The following is a 17,674-nucleotide window of genomic DNA, read 5'->3' as shown; positions in this document are numbered from 1 at the left end:
GTAGCTCCTCATGACATACGGCAAACGCCCCTGAGCTGGGGTGTCTTAGGAACCTAGCCACGAGGGTGACCGGAAAGGGGGTTCTGAGCTGAACGTCCAGAGTCGTCCTGCTTAACTTTCCGCGCTACCGGGAACTCCAGGACGGGTGGATTCGCGGGCGGCACCCGGCGTGCTCCGATCACGGAGCGGAGCGGACCGGATGCCGGTGACGGGGCGTCGCCGGGCCGGGCGACGTGGTCAGGCGGCCGCGCCGATGGAGCCCATGAGCAGGGGCAGCGCGCGTTCGAGACCGCGGCGCCAGTAGGGCCACGTATGGGTGCCGGGACCGTAGAAGTCGACCGTCAGGGCGGCGCCGTTCGCCCTGGCACGCTCGGCGAAGGTCTGGGCCTGGCGGAGCAGCGAGGCCTCACCGTCGTTCCCCACGGTGGTGGAGTCGTCCAGGGGGCCGGGGGAGCCGTCACCGCTGGAGACGAAGAGCCGCACATCGCGAAGTCTCCCGGTGAGGTCGGCCGGGTTGTGAGCCGCCCACGCGGGACTGCGGTGGTCGCCCCAGAGCTTGCTCGCGTCCTCGCCGTTGTCGCTGAGCAGATTGTCGACGCCGTTCTCGCCGTCTCGGGTGTGCAGCACACCGGAGAACGACGCCGCCGCCTGGAACATACCCGGATGACGTGCCGCGTAGGACATCGCGCCGAACCCGCCCATGGACAGCCCCGCCACGGCCCGCCGGTCCCCGGCGCCGTAGTCGCGCTCCAGGATCTGACGGACCTCGGTGAGGTGGAAGGTCTCCCAGCCGGGCCCGTCGCGCCAGTCGGAGTAGAAGCCGACGGTGCCGCCCTCCGGTATCACGACGATCGCCGGGTAGGGCGAGGTGAGATCCGCGGCCCCTCCCTCGGTGACCCAGCTGTCGTATCTGGACTGGCAGCAGCCGTTCAGCAGGTACAGAACCGGCCAGGGACCCGAACCCGGCTCCCAGCCCTCGGGCAGCAGGACCCGGACCATGCCCTCGCGTCCGAGCGCGGCGGAGGTGACGGTGAGCTCGTGATCGCGCTCGCTCAGGCGGTTCACCTGCACGCCGCTCGCCGTCTCGCCGCTCCCCTCGGGAAGGCCGCCGGAGGAGAACGGCCACAGCAGCGCCAGCAGGACGGCCACCACCCCCACCCCTGCCAGCAGGAGAACTCCCAGACGTACGGTTGCACGGTTCACACGGCCAATCCTCGCGTGTCAGCGTGACCGCGGGAAGGGTAACGGCCTATTGCCGGGAACATCACCGGTCAGCGGATCGCCACTCAGCGTGCGGCGGCCCGTACGGCGGTCCATGCGATTCAGCGCGCGGCGGCTCGCGCGGCGGCCCGTACGGTTCAGCGCGTGGCGGCCCGTACGGCGGTCCATGCGATTCAGCGGGCGGCGGCTCGCGCGGCGGCCTGTACGGTGTGACGCAGCAGCAGCGCGGTGGTCACCGGGCCGACGCCGCCCGGGACCGGCGTCAGCGCGCCGGCCCGTTCGGCGACGGAGGCGGCGTCCACGTCGCCGGCCAGTCCGCCGTCCTCGGTGGGATTGGTGCCCACGTCCACCACGACCGCACCGGGCCTGACGTACTCGGCGGTGATCAGCCCGGCCCGGCCCACCGCGGCGACCACCACATCGCCGGTGGAGGTGACGGCGGCCAGGTCGACGGTGCGCGAGTGGCAGACCGTGACGGTGGCGTTCCTGTCCAGCAGCAGGTGGGCGACCGGCTTGCCGACCACGGTGGAGCGCCCGACCACGACCGCGTGCCGGCCGGTCAACTCGATCCCGTAGTGGTCCAGGATCGCCATCACGGCTTCGGCGGTCGCCGGGGCGAACGCCGGAAGCCCGGCGACCAGCCGGCCGAGGGACAGGGGAGCGGCGCCGTCCACGTCCTTCTCGAACGCGATGGCGGAGGCCAGATCCTCCAGCGCGGCCCCGGCGGGCAGCGGGGTCTGCAGGATGATGCCGTGCACCGCGTCGTCGGCGCTGAGCCCGGACAGCCTCTCGCGGATCGCGCCGGCCGTGGCGTCGGCGCCCAGGTCGACGATGTCGCAGGCGATGCCGGCCTTCTCCGCGGACCTGGCGATCGAGCGGACGTACCAGGCGCTGGACTCGTCCGCCGTGGCGACGACGACCGCGAGCTTCGGCGGTGTTCCGGCGGCGGCGAGTTCGGCGGCTTCCGCGGAGGTCTCCGCGCGGATCGCGGCGGCGGGTTCCTTGCCGGACAGCACGGTGGCGCTCACCGAGCACCTACAGCGTGGAGGTCCCGTCCTTCAGGGCGGGGAGGAAGCGCGGAGCGGTCGGCCATGGTGGTCTCCCATTTTTTGTCGGTGGGGGTCGGTAGGTTGCTCGGTGTGTCGCGCTACCGGCTGCAGCCGTCGCCCGCCCAGGAGGCGGCGCTGCTGGAGCACTGCGGACATGCCCGATATGTGTGGAACCTGGCCGTAGAACAGCACGCCCACTGGCAACGCGGCCGCGCATCGGCGCCGGGGTTTGCCGAGCAGTGCCGTCAGCTCACCGAGGCGCGCGCCGCCTGCGAGTGGCTGGCCGCCGGCTCGATCATCGTCCAGCAGCAGGCGCTGAAGGACTTCCACCAGGCCATGGCGAACTTCTTCGGCCAAACCCACCGCAGACCCACCTGGCGCAGTCGCGGCAAAAACGAGGGTTTCCGGATCGTCGCGGTCAAGGCGGGCGATGTGCGCCGCTTGTCGCGCAAGGTGGGCGAGGTGAAGATCCCCAAGGTGGGGTGGGTACGGTTTCGCTGGTCGCGCCCGGTGGAGCAGGCCAAGTCCTTCCGCGTTACCCGAGATGCGGCGGGCCGCTGGCATGTGGCCTTCGCCGTCATCCCCCAGCCGATCCCCGGACCGGGCACCGGCGCGGCCGTCGGCGTGGACCGGGGCGTGGCCGTGTCGGCCGCGTTGTCCACCGGTGAACTGCTGAGCGTGCCCGGCCTGCGCGAGACGGAAAAGAAGCGGTTGCTGCGGTTGCAGCGCACCCTGGCCCGAGCCAAACGCGGGTCCAAGCAGCGCACCAGGGTCAAGGTGGTGATCGCCCGGTTGAAGGCGCGGGAGGGTGATCGGCGTAAGGACTGGGTGGAGAAGACCAGCACCGATCTGGCCCGCCGCTTCGACGTGATCGCGGTCGAGGACCTGAAGATCTCCGCGATGACCCGGTCGGCGAGGGGCACCGTTGAGGCGCCGGGGAGGAATGTGCGGCAGAAGGCGGGGCTGAATCAGGGCATTCTCGCCAATGGGTGGGGCCAGTTGGTGAGCCGGACGGAGCATAAGGCTCCGGGCCGGGTCCACAAGATCAATCCGCGGTATACGTCGCAGACCTGTAACGCTTGCAAGCACATCGCCAGGGAGAGTCGCGAGAGCCAAGCTCTCTTCCTGTGTGTGGCCTGCCGGCATCGGGATCACGCTGACGTTAACGCGGCGAAGAACCATCGAGATACCGCCGCAGGGCATGCGGTGGCTGCGCGGGGAGGCTTGCCGTTGGGCGAGCCGGTGAACCGCGAACCTCAACGCGACCTCCTCGTTGTGGGGTAGTTGCCGTTGGAATCCCCTGCCTTCAGGCAGGGGAGGATGTCAATTGGTGATCTCCTGGTTGGGAACGGCGGTCATGCGGTGATCTCGCGCCGGACGGCGGCGGTGACCTGCTCGGCGCGGGCGGCGATGTCGTCGACCTTCGCGGCCGCGGCGGCCAGTTCGGCGCGGGCCTTCTCGTCCTTGATGCCGCCGAGGTTGATCTCGACGTTGACGCGGGCGGTGGTCGCCGCGGCGCGCGCGGCCTCGGTGGCGGCGGCCACGTCGGTGATGACGTTGCGGTTGCCGATCGGCAGCAGCTCCTCGGCCAGCCCGACCACGGCCAGTGCGGCGGCGATCACTTCGGCCGGCGGCCTGCCCGCGCCGACCAGGGCCTTCGCGATGGCGGCCGAGCGGGCGGCCTTGGCCTCCTCGGTGTCCCTGGGGAGCTTGTAGGCCTCGGTGACGGTGGTGAACGCCGCCTCGTCCTCCTCGGCGAGCCGTAGCGCGGTGGCCCGTAGCCCGTCCGTCTCGACGATGATCCGCTCGATCGCCTCCCGGTGTTCGTCGTACTTCTCGCCGGTGCTGTAGCGGGCGACCATGCCGAGCAGGGCCGCGGCCTGGGCGGCGTGCAGAGCAGCCGAGGCGCCCCCACCCGGCGCCGGTACGCGATCGGCGAGCCGGTTCAGGAAGTCGCTGATCTTCTCGTCGCGCATGGGCGCTCGTCCTCCGGTCGGTGGGGTTACGGCATGCCTGAAAATCTTCCCACGGTCAGGTGGCGGCCACCGCGGTGCCCACGCCGAGAGGATTCTGCCGGTCGGGTGGCGGTCACCGCGGTGCCCATGCCGAGAGGATTCTGTCGGGGGCGTGTGGGAGGTTGCGGACGTGACCTATTTCATCCACCGCACGCGTTACGAGAGAGTGCCCGGCGAGCGGGCCCGGCACGTGCCATGCGCCGCCGTGCCCGGCCGGTTCCGCACGTCGCAGGTGTCCGCGGGGGTCGAGCGTGCCTGAGCGCCAGCACGGCAGGCCGGCTCCCGAGACGCACACGACCATCCGGTCCGAAGACTGGGACAGCCGGGATCTCTCGGGGGAGAGTCACAGCCAGGTCGCCTTCATCGACGTGGACATGACCGAGGCGTCGGGGCAGGGCGCGGCCTTCTCCGAGTGCACCTTTCGAAACGTCCGGTTCAACGCTTCCGTGCACTCCGACGCCGCGTTCGCGAACTGCACCTTCATCCGGTGCTCGTTCTTCGACGCCACCTTCACGGGATGCAAGTTCGTGGGCAGCGTGTTCAGTGACTGCGCCTTCAACCTCCTGAAGGTCGTCGGCGGTGACTGGTCGTTCGTCGGGCTTGCCGGGGCCGATCTGCGCGGCGCCTCCTTCAGCGACGTCCGGATGCGCGAGGCCGATCTCACGGGCGCACGGTTCCAGGGGGCCTCGCTCCGTCAGGCCGACCTTTCCGGAGCGTGGTTCCACGGCGCCGACCTCTCCCGCTGCGACCTCCGGGGGAGCGAGCTGTCCGCACTGGACCCGTCCACCGTCACGTTGAAAGGCGCGGTGATCGACCTCCAGCAGGCGGCCATGCTCGCCACCGCACTGGGCCTTGAGGTGCGTGCCATGTAGCCGGCCCCGGGCCGGGGCTCGCCCTATCTTTCGGACGCTCCCCGTCCCGCCTCGTCGCGTGGAGACACCGCGCAGATGAGCGTGAGGGTGGGAGGTCGGGAAGCACGGGCCTTTGACGTTGACGGCATACAGGGCGCCGAACTCGGTTTCGGCCGGGGAACGCTACTCTCGACGTGATCGCCTGAGATCGTCAATGACTTCCGAAAGCCCGAGACCTCGACACCCACTCCTGATCGCGCAGGTTGTACGGGAACGCAGGTTGTACGGGAAAAAGGAGCACCCCGGCCATGTCCCATACCTGGACCACCCGGTCCGAGACCGAGCGGGATGTTCTCGCGATCCGCGAGGTCAACCTCGGAGCGTTCCCCACCCCGCTGGAGGCCGACCTCGTCGAGGCGCTGCGCGCCGATCCGGCGTGGCTGCCCGGCCTGTCCATCGTGGCGGAAGACACCGGCGGCACCGTCGCCGGATACGCCCTGCTCACCCGCTGCCACGTCGGCGACGCCCCCGCCCTGGCCCTGGGCCCCTGCGCCGTCCTGCCGAGCTGCCAGAGGCGGGGCGCGGGCTCGGCCGCGATCCGCGCCGGTCTTGAGGCCGCCCGCGCCATGGGAGAGAACCTCGTCCTCGTGCTCGGCCACCCCGAGTACTACCCGCGGTTCGGGTTCACCCGGGCCTCCGCCTACGGGATCCGCCCGTCCTTCGAGGTCCCCGACGAGGCGATGATGGCGCTCGTGTTCGACGACGCCCTCCCGGTACCGAGCGGCACCATCGTCTACCCGGAGCCTTTCGGGGTCTGATCCAGACGGGGCCTTTCCAGGGAGAGGACAGGCCTCGCGGTGCGCGTGAGAACACCCTCGTCGCCGTCCGGTGGACGGCGACATCGGGCTCCTCGCGCACTCCTTCGCCGATCACACCTTGCGTGCCCACCTCGACCGGATCACCATTCGGAGCCACAGCCCTATTCGCCCTTGATCCGCTCAAGACTCCTTCCCCTCTCCGAATGCCGCATACTCATCACCCCGCGAGGTGCTCATGGCGTTCTCCCCCGCCGATCAGCCACCGATCGTCCGGCCGTCCCTCGATGCCGCCGACGGCCGGCCCGGCACGGTGGCAACGGTCTCCGGTGACCCGCCGGAGGTGGGCGCCTCCTATATCTGGCTGATGGTCCTCGCGGTGTTCGGCGTGTTCATGGCATTCGTCACGCCGATCGCGATCTCGCTGGCGATCAGGGTCGCCCAGCTGGCTCCGGGCCACGAGGAGTATCTCGGCTACATCATCGGCGCGGGCGGCCTCGCCGCGGTGCTGGCGGCGCCGCTGTTCGGGATGCTCAGTGACCGCACCCGCACCCGGCTCGGCCGCCGCCGCCCGTTCCTGATCGGCCTGACGGTCGTCGGCGGCGTCGCGCTGCTGGTGATGGCCCAGGCGTCCGGCATCATCGTGCTCGGCCTCGGCTGGGTCCTGGCGCAGATCAGCTGGGGAACGATCCTGTCGCTCCTGGCGACCTCGCAGGCCGACCGCCTGCCGGAGTCCCAGCGCGGCAAGGTCGCGGGCCTGGTCGGAGTCGTCCAGCAGCTCGCCCCCATAGCGGGTGTTCTTCTGGTGGGCGTGCTCGCGGGAGACAACCTCCTGCTGTTCCTGGTGCCGGGGGCCGCCGGGGTGGTGGCCATGGCGCTGTTCGTCTGCCTCGTGCACGAGGCAGACAGCCGCCGGATGCCGGCTCGCGCGCCGCTGACCGTCCTGACGCTGGCCCGCACCTACGTCTTCAACCCGCGCGAGACCCCCGACTTCGCCTGGAACTGGCTCGGCAAGTTCCTGTTCATGTGCGGCCTCACCTTCAACACCACCTTCACCGCGTTCTTCCTGGCCTCCCGGATGGGGGTGAGCGTGGAACAGGTGACGGGCATGGTCGCGGCCCTGGCGGGCGCCAGCATCGTCGCCGCGATGCTCGGCGCGGTCGGCGGCGGTTTCCTGTCCGACAGGCTCCGCCGCCGCCGTGTTTTTGTGCTTCTCGGCGCCTGCGTGTTCGCCGCCGGCGCCGTCGTCATGGCGCTGTCGACCGCCGTGCCGCTGGTCGCGGCCGGAATGGTCACCGGCTACCTCGGCATCGGCCTGTTCTCCGCCGTCGATCAGGCGCTCGCGCTGGACGTGCTGCCCGAACGCGAGACCGACGCCGGCCGATACACCGGCCTCTACGGTTTCTCCACGTCGATCCCGCAGGGTGTGGCGCCCCTCATCGCGCCGGCCTTCCTGGCGGTCGGCGCGACCGGCGGGGAGAAGAACTACACCCTGCTGTATCTTGTCGCGGCCGCCCTCACCGTGATCGGTGGCCTCACCGTCACCCTGCGCGTCAGGTCCGTCCGCTGAGCGAGGAAAACCGATCAGGTCATTCTGCGCGCCGTGGGGGAACGGCCCCGACGGCGCCCGGCCGCCGTGAGCGTGTTTCAGCGCTCGATTCCCGCCAGGATCACCTCGTCGAGCACGACGGCGGTGGTCGGCCGGCCGGGCTGGTTGTACTGTCCCGCGGTGATGGCGACCGCGAGGTCCAGCGCGGGCGCCACGTAGATCCGCTGGCCGCCGTTGCCGGACCCGGCCGTCCAGGTGTCGCCCACGTACCACTGGTAGCCGTAGTGGAGGCCCTCGTCGATCCGCACGTGCGGGCGCAGCGCCGTCGCCAGCCAGGACGCGGGCACGATGCCGCCGCCCCCGTCGAGCACGAGCCGTCCGATCGCCAGGAGGTCACGAGGGGTCAGCCGTAGCCCGGAGGCCGCCATGGCCACCCCGTCCTCGCCGGTCGACCACTCGAAGCGCGTGATCCCCAGCGGCTCGAACAGCCTGGCGCGCGCGTAGTCCGCCAGCGCCAGCCCCGTGCCCTTCTCGATGAGCCGGGCCACCAGCGCCGAGGCGCCTCCGCAGTAGGACCATCGGACGCCGGGCTCGTCCACGACCTGCTGCCCCAGGACGTAGCGGAAGCGGTCGGGGGCGAGCTCCATCGCGACCTCGCTGTTGGCCGCGCTCGTATAGGGGACGTCCTCGTTCCACTCCAGGCCGAGCGTCATGGTGAGCGCGTGCTCGACCGTCAGCGCGGCGCGCCGGGGGTCCTCCGCGAGGTCCGGATACTCGGGGAAGTGCCGTAGCAGCGGCTCGTGCGGCTCCGGCACCCAGCCGTCGGCCAGGGCGATGCCGTACAGGAGGCCGACGACGCTCTTGGTGATCGAGCGGATGTCGTGGAGCGTGTCGGGAGTGAAGCGCACGTGGCCGAGCGGCTCGTTCAGTTTGTAGTCCTCGCCCTGGTCGTAGTGTTCGAGGATCACCTGGCCGCGGCGGAGGGCGACGACGGCATGGAGGCCGGGCACCCGGCCCTGCTCGATGGCCAGGGCGAGGCGGTCGGCGAGTGTGTGGCTGTTCATGATTCGGTTCTACGCCGTACCACCGTGTCAGGGTCAACCCGCCCGCGACCGTCCGGTGACCGGGCGGCACCTCGAAATCACGATGAGGATCCGTGGCACCGGTTACGGTCCGGGGCGAGGGGCGCCGGACATCGCTGACCGGATGCCGGCCCGGCCCGGGCGACGGGGTGGGGAATCGCCGATGAGCACCGGTCCGGTGACCGCGGACGTGATGATCTGTCGGTGCTCGGTGGCATTCTGGGGACGTGACGATCCATGCGGTGAGCCCCCTGTTCGTCGGGCGTGCGGATGAGCTGGCCGTTCTGGAGGAGAGGCTCGCCCGGGCGCGCTCCGGGTCGGTGTCGACCGTGCTCGTCGGCGGCGAGGCCGGGGTTGGCAAGACCCGTCTCATCAGGGAGTTCGCCGGACGGGCCGGTGAGTGCCGGGTGCTCATCGGCGGATGTCTCGAGCTGGGCACCGACGGCCTGCCGTTCGCCCCGTTCACCGCGGTGCTGCGCAAGCTCGTGCGCGATCTCGGGCAGGAGGGGATCGCCGAGCTGCTGCCCGGAGGCACGACGGGGGGTCTCGCCCGGCTGCTGCCGGAGTTCGGCGAGCCCGACAAGGACGGCGCCGAGGCTCGTTCCCGGCTGTTCGAGCAGGTCCTGGGTCTGCTGGAGCGGCTCGCCGAGATCGAGCCGACGGTTCTGATCATCGAGGACGCCCACTGGGCCGACCGCTCCACCCGCGACCTGCTGTCGTTTTTGGTCCGCTACCTGCGCCCCGACGCGCGTCTGCTGACCCTCGTCACCTACAGGTCCGACGAGCTCCACCGCAGGCATCCGCTGCGCCCGCTGCTGGCCGAGCTCGGCCGGGTCGACCAGGTCACCCGCCTCGAGCTGCGCAGACTGAGCCGGCGTGAGGTGGCCGAGCAGGCCGAGAGCATCCTCGACAGGATGCCGGACACCGTCGACCTGGACGTGGTCTACGCGCGCAGCGAGGGAAATCCGTTGTTCGTCGAGGCGCTGCTGAGTGAGGGCGACGCGGGCGAAACCCTGCCCGACTCGCTGCGCGACCTGCTGCTGGCCAGTGTCGAGCGACTGCCGGAGGAGACCCAGGAGCTGCTGCGGGTGGCCAGCGCGGGGGGAGCCAGGATCGAGCACGCGCTGCTCGCCGCGGTCGCCGGAGTCGACGACGACGCGCTCTCCCGCGCGCTGCGCCCGGCGGTGGCGGGCAACGTGCTCGTGGTCGACGGCGAGGGCTACGCCTTCAGGCACGCCCTGATCCGCGAGGCCGTCCACGACGACCTGCTGCCCGGTGAGCGCACCCGCCTGCACACCCGCTTCGCCGAGGCCCTGGAGAGGGATCTCGCCATCCTGCCCGTCCCTCGGGGGGCCATCGAGCTGGCGCATCACTGGCATGCCGCGCACGACGCGCTCTGGGCGCTCGTCAGCGCGTGGCGTGCGGCCGCGGCCGCCAGGAAGTCGGCGGCCTACGGTGAGCAGTTGCGGATGCTCGACAGGGTGCTGGAGCTGTGGGAGCGGGTGCCCGACGCGGCGGAGAGGATCGGGACCGACCACGTCGACGTGATGCGGCAGACCATCACCGTGGCGCACCTGGCGGGAGAGTTCGAACGCGGGCTCTCCCTCGCCAAGGCGGCCCTTCGCGAGATCGACACCGGCACCGACCCGATCCGCGCGGCCCGGCTGCTGAGACAGCGAGGGCTCGTCAGATACGACCTCAGCCGGCCGGGTTTCGTCGACGACCTGCGCGCCGCCGTTCCGCTCGTGCCCGCCGACCCGCCGACGTCGCTACGCGCCCGGGTGCTGGAGAGCCTCGCCCGCATGCTCCACGCCCCCGACACCTGGGCGGAGAGGGGAGCCCTGGCCGAAGAGGCCATTCGCGTCGCCCATCAGGTGGGTGACGCCGCCACCGAGGCACACGCGCTCATCACGCTCACCTGGTCCCGCTACCGCTTCTCCGAAGTGGAACCCCAGGTCGGGGCGTACACACGGGCACGGGAGATCGCGGGCCGGGCCGGCAACTACAACGCGCTGCTGCGGGCCGCCATCTCCGAGTCCGACTCGCTCGAAGGGGCCGGGCGGCACACGGAGGCCGCCGAGGTCGCCCGCAGGGGCATCGCGGACGCCGACGCGTACGGCCTGGCCCGCACGTCGGGCGCCTTCCTGGCGATCAACCTGGCCGAGCCCCTGATCTCGCTGGGCCGCTGGAGCGAGGCGCTCCAGGTCGTCGAGCGCGCCCTGGAGACCGCGCCGCCGTTGCCGTACCGGGCGAGCCTGCAGGGGCTGGCCACCGACATCGCGCTGGCCCGTGGCGACCTCGACCGGGCCGAGTCACTCCTCCAGAGCGCGTGGGCCGTGCTCGCCCGTGGCAACTTCCGGGACCAGAACACGCTGCCTCACCACTGCAGGGAGATCGAGCTGCTGCTGGCACGTGATCGCCGAGACGAGGCGTTCGCACTGGTCGAGCGGATTCTGGCCGAGCACGATCTGACGGTCACCCCTCGTTACGCCTGGCCGATGCTCGTCGCGAGCGTCCGGGCCGCCGAGTCGCTGCTGCCCGAGCTGCGGACGCTCGCGGGCAGGATCGAGGCGGACGGAGGGCTCCAGGAGGCCTGGAGCCTCACCTTCACCGCCGAGGCGACCCGTGCCTCCGGAGCGCCCGACCAGGGCGCGTGGGATGCGGCCGTCGCCGCCTGGGCGGCCCTGCGCCAGCCGTACGCGGAGGCCCGCGCCCTGCTCGGCGCCGCCCGGGTCACCGTCGCCGGAGGCGAGCGCGAGGAGACGGCCCTATACCTGACGCGGGCGGCGGAGCTCGCCGATCACGTCGGCGCCGCGCCGCTGGCCGCCGAGATCGGCGACCTCGCCAAACGGGCGAGGATTCCGGTCGCGGGTGAGCCGTCCACCGGGGAGGTCCGGCTCGGGCTCACCGCACGCGAGCACGAGGTGCTCCGCCTGGTGGCGGACGGCCGCAGCAACCGCGAGATCGCCGGCGAGCTGTTCATCTCGGCGAAGACGGCCAGCGTGCACGTCTCCAACATCCTCGCCAAGCTGGGCGCCGCCTCACGAGGCGAGGCGGCGGCCATGGCTCACCAGCAGAACCTGTTCGGCTGAGGGCCCTCGACAGACGGAGAGGCCAGAGGGCAGGCTCGCAACGGCCGGAGAGGCCAGGGGAGCTGGATCACAGCGCACACGGCGGGGAGAGCGACCTAGAGGTGCCCCGGAGTGATCCGCCTCGGTGGGTAATGTCCGGAAAGGCGAATGGGTTCGTGTGGATTTTCTGGGGTGATCGGGGATCTCCGGCCATCTCATGGGGATGAGAGAGGGCAGGCGAAAGGAGAGGCCGATGCGCGGGCTCGTGTGGATGAAGGATGAGGGCGCTGAATACGCCGAGGTCAACCTCGCGTCGGAGTTGACGGCGGTCGGGGTGGCGCTCGGGACGGACCCCGTGCCCTACCGGCTGGAATACACCCTGCGCACCTTTCCCGGATACGTGACCGAGCTGCTCTGCGTACGGGCTCACGGTGCGGGCTGGCACCGGGCGCTCGACCTGCGCCGCTCGACGCACGGCACCTGGTCGTGCGAGACGAAGGCGGAGGGCGACCTCGAAGGGCCGCCGCCCGGCGGGGACATGAACATCCTGAACGACGCGCTCGACTGCGACCTCGGGCTCTCGCCGCTGACGAACACCATGCCGGTGCTCCGGCACGGCCTCAACGACTGCGAGGGGCAGATGGACTTCGTCATGGCGTGGGTCCGGGTTCCCCACCTTCAGGTGACCCGCGAGGCCCAGCGCTACACGCATCTGAGCACCGGATCGGTGCGTTTCGAGAGCGAGGGCTTCAGCGCGGACCTCGCCTTCGACCACGACGGGATCGTCGCCGACTATCCGGGCCTGGCGAAGCTGATCGGCTCGTGACGACCGGCGTCGTCGCGGCCTGCCGTACGCGAGACGGTCGAGGGACTTCATGGTTTCTCGCCGGTGGCCTACCGCTCTCCTCCGTCGATGATCACGGAAGCTCCACGCCGGCGAACACGATCCCCAGTTCGTAGGCCCGGACCACCGCCTGGGTGCGATCGCGGGCGTCGAGCTTGTCGAGGACGTTGCGCACGTGCGTCTTGACCGTCTCCCGGGACACGAACAGCGTCGCCGCGATTTCGGCGTTGTTCTGCCCGCGGGCGATCTGACGCAGGACGGCCAGCTCCCTCGGGGTGAGGTCCGATGACGGCCGTGACGTCGCCGTCCCGTGATGGGGTGACGCGATGCGGCGCAGCGCGTCGGGGAAGAGGACCGCCTCCCGGCCGTGCACCAGGCGGACGGCGTCCACCAGCTCGTTCGCGGGAGCTCGTTTGAGGAGGTACGCGGCGGCTCCGGCTCGCAGGGCGCCCCAGACGAGCTGGTCGTTCTCGAACGTGGTGACCACGATGACACGGGTCCCGGGGGACCTGCGGGAGAGTTCCCTGGTCGCCGTGAGCCCGTCCATGTACGGCATCCGGATGTCCATGAGGACCACCCCGGCGTCGATACCCAGCGCGACGGCCTCGCGCCCGTCCGACGCCTCGCCGACCACCTCGATGTCCGGATGCATGGAGAGCATCGTCGACCATCCGGAGCGGATGAGTTTCTCGTCGTCGGCGACGACAACGCGGATCACTTCGCCCGGAGCGGCAGCGTGGCCCGTACGCCCCATGTGCTGTCCACCTCCCTCCATTCGCAGGTCCCACCGACCAGGCGGGCCCGCATCCGCATCCCGACCAGCCCGCGCCCCTCCCGGGAAGGGGAGACGGACGGAGTGCCGGCGGCCTCGTTCTCGACGGACAGGACGAGGTCCGAGCCGACGGCGACGTGCATCCTGACCCGCCCGCGGCCGTGCCGGAGGGCGTTGGTCACAGCCTCCCGGGCGATCGCGTACGCCACCCGCGAGGTATGTTCCGGGACCTTGTCGACCGGGTCGACGTGGCACTCCACCTCGAGCCCGCGGGTCAGTTTGCCGAGAGAGAGCAGCGTGGGCGCCCCCACCGCGTCCGCGTCGTCGAGGACGCCCAGGAGGACGTCGAGATCCTGCTGTGCGTCACGCGCGGTGGTGACCAGATGGTCGAGGGACCGGGCCACCTCGTCCCCGTCGTCCCGTCCCTGGAGAACCGCCTGGGCGGCCATCCCCTGAACGAGGACGACGCTGAGGGCGTGACCGACGGAGTCATGAAGCTCCAGGGCGAGGGTCTGCCGGCGATCGAGGTCCTCGATCGTGTGCGAGGGGTCGGACCGGAGCATTCTCCGCACGGCCCATCGCTGGGCGACTCCGGCCGCGACCATCACCGCGACGGCGCCGACGAGGACGGCCAGGAACTGGACCACCGGCGCGGGATCCTCCTGCCACTGCCCGATGTCGACCACCTGGACGACGCCGGGGAGAAGAACGAGCGCCACCGCGCTCAGGGTGGCGCCGAGGAAAAGGTGCAGGGTCGTGAGGATCCAGAGGTAGAGACGGTCCACGCGCTCCGGCACGTCCACCTGGAGGAGTTCGGACAGGGCGATGACCTCGATGCGCTGGACGAGCGGCACCGACGTGACAAGAACCGAGGCGGGCAGGCAGGCGGCCCACAACAGCAGGATGCGCGTCAGGGACGGATCAGTCAGGAACAGGAGGGCGAGACCCGCGGCGACGGGGGTCAGCAACGCGGCTCCCAGCAGCTGGTACAGCCCCGATTTCAGTACGCGGACGGTGCGATCCCTCATGTGGTGCCTCCGCGTCGGTGATCAGGGCCGGCAACGGTCGGGCTACCGTTCGCGGTTCCTCCCTCATGGTGAAGTTAACCCACGAACGGCGTCGAGACCTCACCCGCGAGGGGGAGGCGGTGTGGCGGAGGGCGGACGAGGCTGGCGGGTGACACCGCACTCATCTGGAGGTCGCCATGACGAACTCGTTCACCGTCCGCGAGGAAGTGCCGCCGGCGGGGAGGTGGCGATGGCCGGTGTGGGCGGGTTACGCGGCGTGCGGGTGGGCTGCGCTGTACGGCTGCGCACTGCTGGCGATCGCGTTCGACGGCGGGTCGCTGTTCGGCCTTCCTCATGGCGCATGGGTGGCCGCGCCCCTCCTGCTTGCCACCGCGGTCGCCGCGGCCGCCACCGTCCGTCCGTGGGGGCGGCGACTTCCGCGCCGTGCCGTGTCGGCCGCCGTGTGGACCGCGGCCGTGCTGGCCCTCGGGAGCAGCGCCTTCGTGCTTCTGAACCTGATCGAGCTGGCCACGACCGGTACCGTCCGCGACCGCCACGGTGACGGAGACTGGGCAGGTTTCATCGAGCGCGGGAGTTTCGCCGTGGGTGCCGTCCTGCTGGTCGCCACCGCGCTGTCGTGGCGCCACCGTACGGCTGGGTCCTGTCCTCGCTGCGGCCGGGCACATTCCCCGTGGGCGGTGACGGCTCTGGAGCATCCGGCGGCGCATGCCGCGTCGCGTCGCGTGCGCTGGATCGCCTACGTCGGCTGCGCGGTGTTCGTTCCCTACTACGCCGTCCACGGCGTCCACGTGGCCGGTTACGCCCTGGACGGCTCGCGGTTCCCACCGAGCGGCGCTCTGACCTGGTCTCGCTGGTTCCTCTTCGGCGTGCTCATCGCACTCGCCGTCTTTCTGCTGCTGGGTCTGGTACGACCGTGGGGAATGGTGTTCCCGCGCTGGACACCATGGTTGGCGGGCAGGCGGGTGCCCCGGTTCCTGCCGCTGACGCCGGTGTGGGTGGTGGCCCCGACGCTCGCCCTGTACGGATTGGGAGGTGGGATCTACACGATCCTGGCCGCCGCCGGGATCGTCGGTCACTATGACACCGAGACGCTGCTGCTCGCAGCGGCGGCCATGACGGCGTTCGGGGGGTACGGCTGGGCCCTCGCGATCACCGCCGTGTCCTACCGCCTCCGCACCCGGCCACGTTGTGTACCGGGGCCCCGAGACTCCGTGGTCCCGCACCGTGACCTCCCATCCCAGCCTGCCGAGACCAGACCAGGAGCCCCCCGATCATGATGCCTTTCGCGATTCACGCCGGACTGATGTTCGACGGCAAGAGCGTGTCCGGGCCCACGACGGTTTTTGTGGAAGATGGGCGGATCACCGGGGTGGACACCTCCGGCGCGCTTCCCCCCGAGGGAATGGCCCTGGCCGACCTCGGGCCGGAGGCGTTCCTGATGCCGGGGCTCGTCGACCCCCACATGCATCTCGGTTTCAACGCCGGTCCCGACCCGGTGACCTCGTTCACCACCTCCGACGACGCGGAACTGCTGGCCTGGATGCGGACCGCGGCCGGCAGGGCGCTCCAGGCCGGTGTCACGACCGTGCGGGACCTCGGCGACCGCGACTACCTGGCGCTGACATTGGGCGCGGAGTCGGAGCGGAACCCCGGAAGGGGACCGGAGATCCTCGCGGCCGGGCCCCCGATCACCACGCCCGGCGGCCACTGCCATTTCATGGGAGGCACGGCCGAAGGAGCCACGGCACTGCGCGCCGCGGTGCGGGAGCGGCACGAGCGGGGCTGCGCGGTGGTCAAGATCATGTTGAGTGGCGGCCTCATGACGCCGGGCTCGGCGCCGCACGAGGCCCAGTACTCCCTGGCCGACCTGCGGATCGTCGTGGACGAGGCGCATCGGCTCGGCCTGCCGGTCGCCGCCCACGCGCACGGCACGCCGGCGATCAGAGACGCCCTGGCGGCGGGAGTGGACAGCATCGAACACGCGACCTTCATGACGGCGGACGGGGTCGACGCCGACCCCGCCCTGCTCGCCGCCATCGCCGAAAGCGACGTCTTCGTGAGCCTGACGACCGGAATCGCGCCCGGCGACTCGACGCCGGTCCTGCCGCCGGAGGTCGCCAAGCGTGTGCAGGCCGTGCATGAGGCCTTCAGGAACCTGTACGAGCGTGGCGCCAGGATCGTGCGCGGTACGGACGCCGGCATCGCGCAGCTCAAGCCACACGACGTGCTGCCGTACGCCATCGCCCAGAGCACCGCGGACGGCCCGTCCCCGCTGGAGGCACTTGCCTCGGCGACCGGTCTCGCCGCCGAGGCGTGCGGGGTCGCCGACCGGAAGGGACGGATCGCGGTGGGCGCGGACGCCGACCTGCTCGTCGTCACCGGAAACCCCCTCGACGATCTCGACCGGCTCCGGGATGTCCGAGCGGTCTTCCGCGCGGGCGTCCGGGTCCGATAGACGTGGGCGGAGGGACGAGGCCGGGGGCCACGGGCGTGAAACCCCGTGGCCGGTGATCGTCGGGCGCTGGCATGCTGGTCGTATGGACGGTCCCGGCATTCACCTGAGTTTCGCCCCCGAGCTGCACCTTTTCGTCGCGGCTCGGCGACGTGCCGGTAGCACGACGGTCGCCGTCGACGGGTCCTCGACGCTCGGGCACATCGTCGAGTCGCTGGGGGTTCCGCTCACCGAGTCGGGACGGCTCCGCGCCGACGGCCGGGAGGTGCCGGTCTCCTACGTGCCGCGCGGCGGCGAACACGTCGAGGTGAGCGGGGTCGAACGGCCCCAGAAGGTGCCGGGGGCGCCGCTGCGATTCCTGCTCGACGTGCACCTGGGCACGCTGGCACGGCGGATGCGCCTGCTCGGGATCGACGCGCTCTACGAGAGCGAGGACATCGGCGACCCGGCGCTCGCCACGCTCTCGGCCGGGCAGAGGCGGGTGCTGCTCTCCCGGGACCGGGGCCTGCTGAAGCGGCGGGAGATCTGGGCGGGGGCCTACGTCTACAGTCACCGGCCGGACGACCAGCTACGCGACGTGCTGGGGCGGTTCGCGCCGGTGCTGACGCCGTGGACCCGGTGTACGGCGTGCAACGGAATCCTCGGAGAGGTGGGCAAGGACGCGGTCCGCCCGAGCCTGGAGGACGGCACCCGGCGCGCGTACGACGCTTTCGCCCAGTGCACCGCCTGCGCGCGCGTCTACTGGCGCGGCGCGCACCACGCCCGCCTCAGCTCGATCGTCGAGGATGCGATGCGCGAGTTCGGCGGGACGGTGGCCTGAGGACCTCACGGTCCGGGCGACGGAACCGGCGTAGTCCCCGCACGTTCGCCGAGAACGGGAGGCGGCGGGCCCTGCCCGGCTTTGAGGAACGGAGTACTGATCCGG

16 protein-coding genes are annotated in these 17,674 nt (G+C 71.1%); 10 read left to right on the top strand and 6 right to left on the bottom strand.

What is annotated here, in order from left to right; translation table 11 throughout:
- Positions 1 to 237: 237 nt before the first annotated feature.
- Both DKM19_RS29130 and DKM19_RS29125 read right to left on the bottom strand, forming a co-directional pair.
- On the bottom strand, positions 238 to 1,203 hold the full coding sequence (locus tag DKM19_RS29130) for an alpha/beta hydrolase family protein (RefSeq protein ID WP_162641858.1): 966 nt from the start codon (positions 1,201 to 1,203) through the stop codon (positions 238 to 240).
- Positions 1,204 to 1,394: 191 nt separating this feature from the next.
- Positions 1,395 to 2,249: a bifunctional 5,10-methylenetetrahydrofolate dehydrogenase/5,10-methenyltetrahydrofolate cyclohydrolase gene (locus DKM19_RS29125; protein ID WP_110699935.1), complete on the bottom strand. Its 855-nt coding sequence runs from the start codon at positions 2,247 to 2,249 to the stop codon at positions 1,395 to 1,397.
- Positions 2,250 to 2,312: 63 nt separating this feature from the next.
- Between DKM19_RS29125 and DKM19_RS29120 the strand changes: the two genes are divergently transcribed.
- A complete protein-coding gene (locus tag DKM19_RS29120) occupies positions 2,313 to 3,554 on the top strand; it encodes an RNA-guided endonuclease TnpB family protein (RefSeq protein WP_204358295.1) in 1,242 nt (413 codons plus the stop codon).
- A gap of 71 nt (positions 3,555 to 3,625) precedes the next feature.
- Here DKM19_RS29120 and DKM19_RS29115 read toward each other — a convergent pair whose 3' ends face one another.
- Positions 3,626 to 4,246: a cyclodeaminase/cyclohydrolase family protein gene (locus tag DKM19_RS29115; protein WP_110699932.1), complete on the bottom strand. Its 621-nt coding sequence runs from the start codon at positions 4,244 to 4,246 to the stop codon at positions 3,626 to 3,628.
- A 169-nt stretch (positions 4,247 to 4,415) separates the two neighbouring features.
- Between DKM19_RS29115 and DKM19_RS52585 the strand changes: the two genes are divergently transcribed.
- The 4 genes from DKM19_RS52585 (at position 4,416) to DKM19_RS29100 (ending at position 7,521) form a co-directional block, all read left to right on the top strand.
- Complete coding sequence (locus DKM19_RS52585; protein WP_255415440.1) at positions 4,416 to 4,544, top strand: hypothetical protein; 129 nt, start codon at positions 4,416 to 4,418, stop codon at positions 4,542 to 4,544.
- Positions 4,537 to 5,157, top strand: a complete 621-nt coding sequence (locus DKM19_RS29110) for a pentapeptide repeat-containing protein (RefSeq protein ID WP_110699930.1) — start codon at positions 4,537 to 4,539, stop codon at positions 5,155 to 5,157. The genes DKM19_RS52585 and DKM19_RS29110 overlap by 8 nt, the downstream gene beginning before the upstream one ends.
- A gap of 287 nt (positions 5,158 to 5,444) precedes the next feature.
- Positions 5,445 to 5,954, top strand: coding sequence for a GNAT family N-acetyltransferase (locus DKM19_RS29105; RefSeq protein ID WP_110699928.1), 510 nt, complete (start codon positions 5,445 to 5,447; stop codon positions 5,952 to 5,954).
- Positions 5,955 to 6,189: 235 nt separating this feature from the next.
- Positions 6,190 to 7,521 carry an MFS transporter gene (locus DKM19_RS29100; RefSeq protein ID WP_110699926.1) on the top strand — a complete coding sequence of 444 codons (1,332 nt, stop codon included), beginning with the start codon at positions 6,190 to 6,192 and terminating at the stop codon, positions 7,519 to 7,521.
- 77 nt (positions 7,522 to 7,598) lie between these two features.
- On the opposite strand, the gene DKM19_RS29095 is transcribed toward DKM19_RS29100, so the two are convergent.
- Positions 7,599 to 8,564 (bottom strand): serine hydrolase, encoded by a 966-nt coding sequence (locus tag DKM19_RS29095; RefSeq protein ID WP_110699924.1) that lies wholly within the window; start codon positions 8,562 to 8,564, stop codon positions 7,599 to 7,601.
- A gap of 260 nt (positions 8,565 to 8,824) precedes the next feature.
- On the opposite strand from DKM19_RS29095, the gene DKM19_RS52805 reads away from it, so the two are divergent.
- A complete protein-coding gene (locus DKM19_RS52805) occupies positions 8,825 to 11,674 on the top strand; it encodes a LuxR family transcriptional regulator (RefSeq protein ID WP_305000268.1) in 2,850 nt (949 codons plus the stop codon).
- Between the two features lie 232 nt (positions 11,675 to 11,906).
- Complete coding sequence (locus DKM19_RS29085) at positions 11,907 to 12,479, top strand: putative glycolipid-binding domain-containing protein (RefSeq protein ID WP_110699921.1); 573 nt, start codon at positions 11,907 to 11,909, stop codon at positions 12,477 to 12,479.
- A 91-nt stretch (positions 12,480 to 12,570) separates the two neighbouring features.
- Here the strand turns inward: DKM19_RS29085 and DKM19_RS29080 are convergent, their stop codons facing one another.
- On the bottom strand, positions 12,571 to 13,251 hold the full coding sequence (locus DKM19_RS29080; protein WP_239513643.1) for a response regulator transcription factor: 681 nt from the start codon (positions 13,249 to 13,251) through the stop codon (positions 12,571 to 12,573).
- Positions 13,212 to 14,297, bottom strand: coding sequence for a sensor histidine kinase (locus DKM19_RS29075; protein ID WP_110699917.1), 1,086 nt, complete (start codon positions 14,295 to 14,297; stop codon positions 13,212 to 13,214). The genes DKM19_RS29080 and DKM19_RS29075 overlap by 40 nt, the downstream gene beginning before the upstream one ends.
- Before the next feature lie 176 nt (positions 14,298 to 14,473).
- On the opposite strand from DKM19_RS29075, the gene DKM19_RS29070 reads away from it, so the two are divergent.
- From DKM19_RS29070 to DKM19_RS29060, 3 genes are all read left to right on the top strand, one after another.
- Positions 14,474 to 15,574 carry a hypothetical protein gene (locus DKM19_RS29070; protein WP_110699915.1) on the top strand — a complete coding sequence of 367 codons (1,101 nt, stop codon included), beginning with the start codon at positions 14,474 to 14,476 and terminating at the stop codon, positions 15,572 to 15,574.
- Positions 15,571 to 16,752 carry an amidohydrolase family protein gene (locus DKM19_RS29065; RefSeq protein WP_110699913.1) on the top strand — a complete coding sequence of 394 codons (1,182 nt, stop codon included), beginning with the start codon at positions 15,571 to 15,573 and terminating at the stop codon, positions 16,750 to 16,752. The genes DKM19_RS29070 and DKM19_RS29065 overlap by 4 nt, the downstream gene beginning before the upstream one ends.
- Positions 16,753 to 16,834: 82 nt before the next feature.
- Positions 16,835 to 17,569, top strand: coding sequence for a Mut7-C RNAse domain-containing protein (locus tag DKM19_RS29060; RefSeq protein WP_110699911.1), 735 nt, complete (start codon positions 16,835 to 16,837; stop codon positions 17,567 to 17,569).
- The last annotated feature ends 105 nt before the right edge of the window (positions 17,570 to 17,674 follow it).

Source organism: Streptosporangium sp. 'caverna', from assembly GCF_003203775.1.
Taxonomy (GTDB): domain Bacteria; phylum Actinomycetota; class Actinomycetes; order Streptosporangiales; family Streptosporangiaceae; genus Streptosporangium; species Streptosporangium subroseum.
Note: the sequence above shows the minus strand (reverse complement) of the source record. Positions and strands in the feature narration are given on the sequence as shown.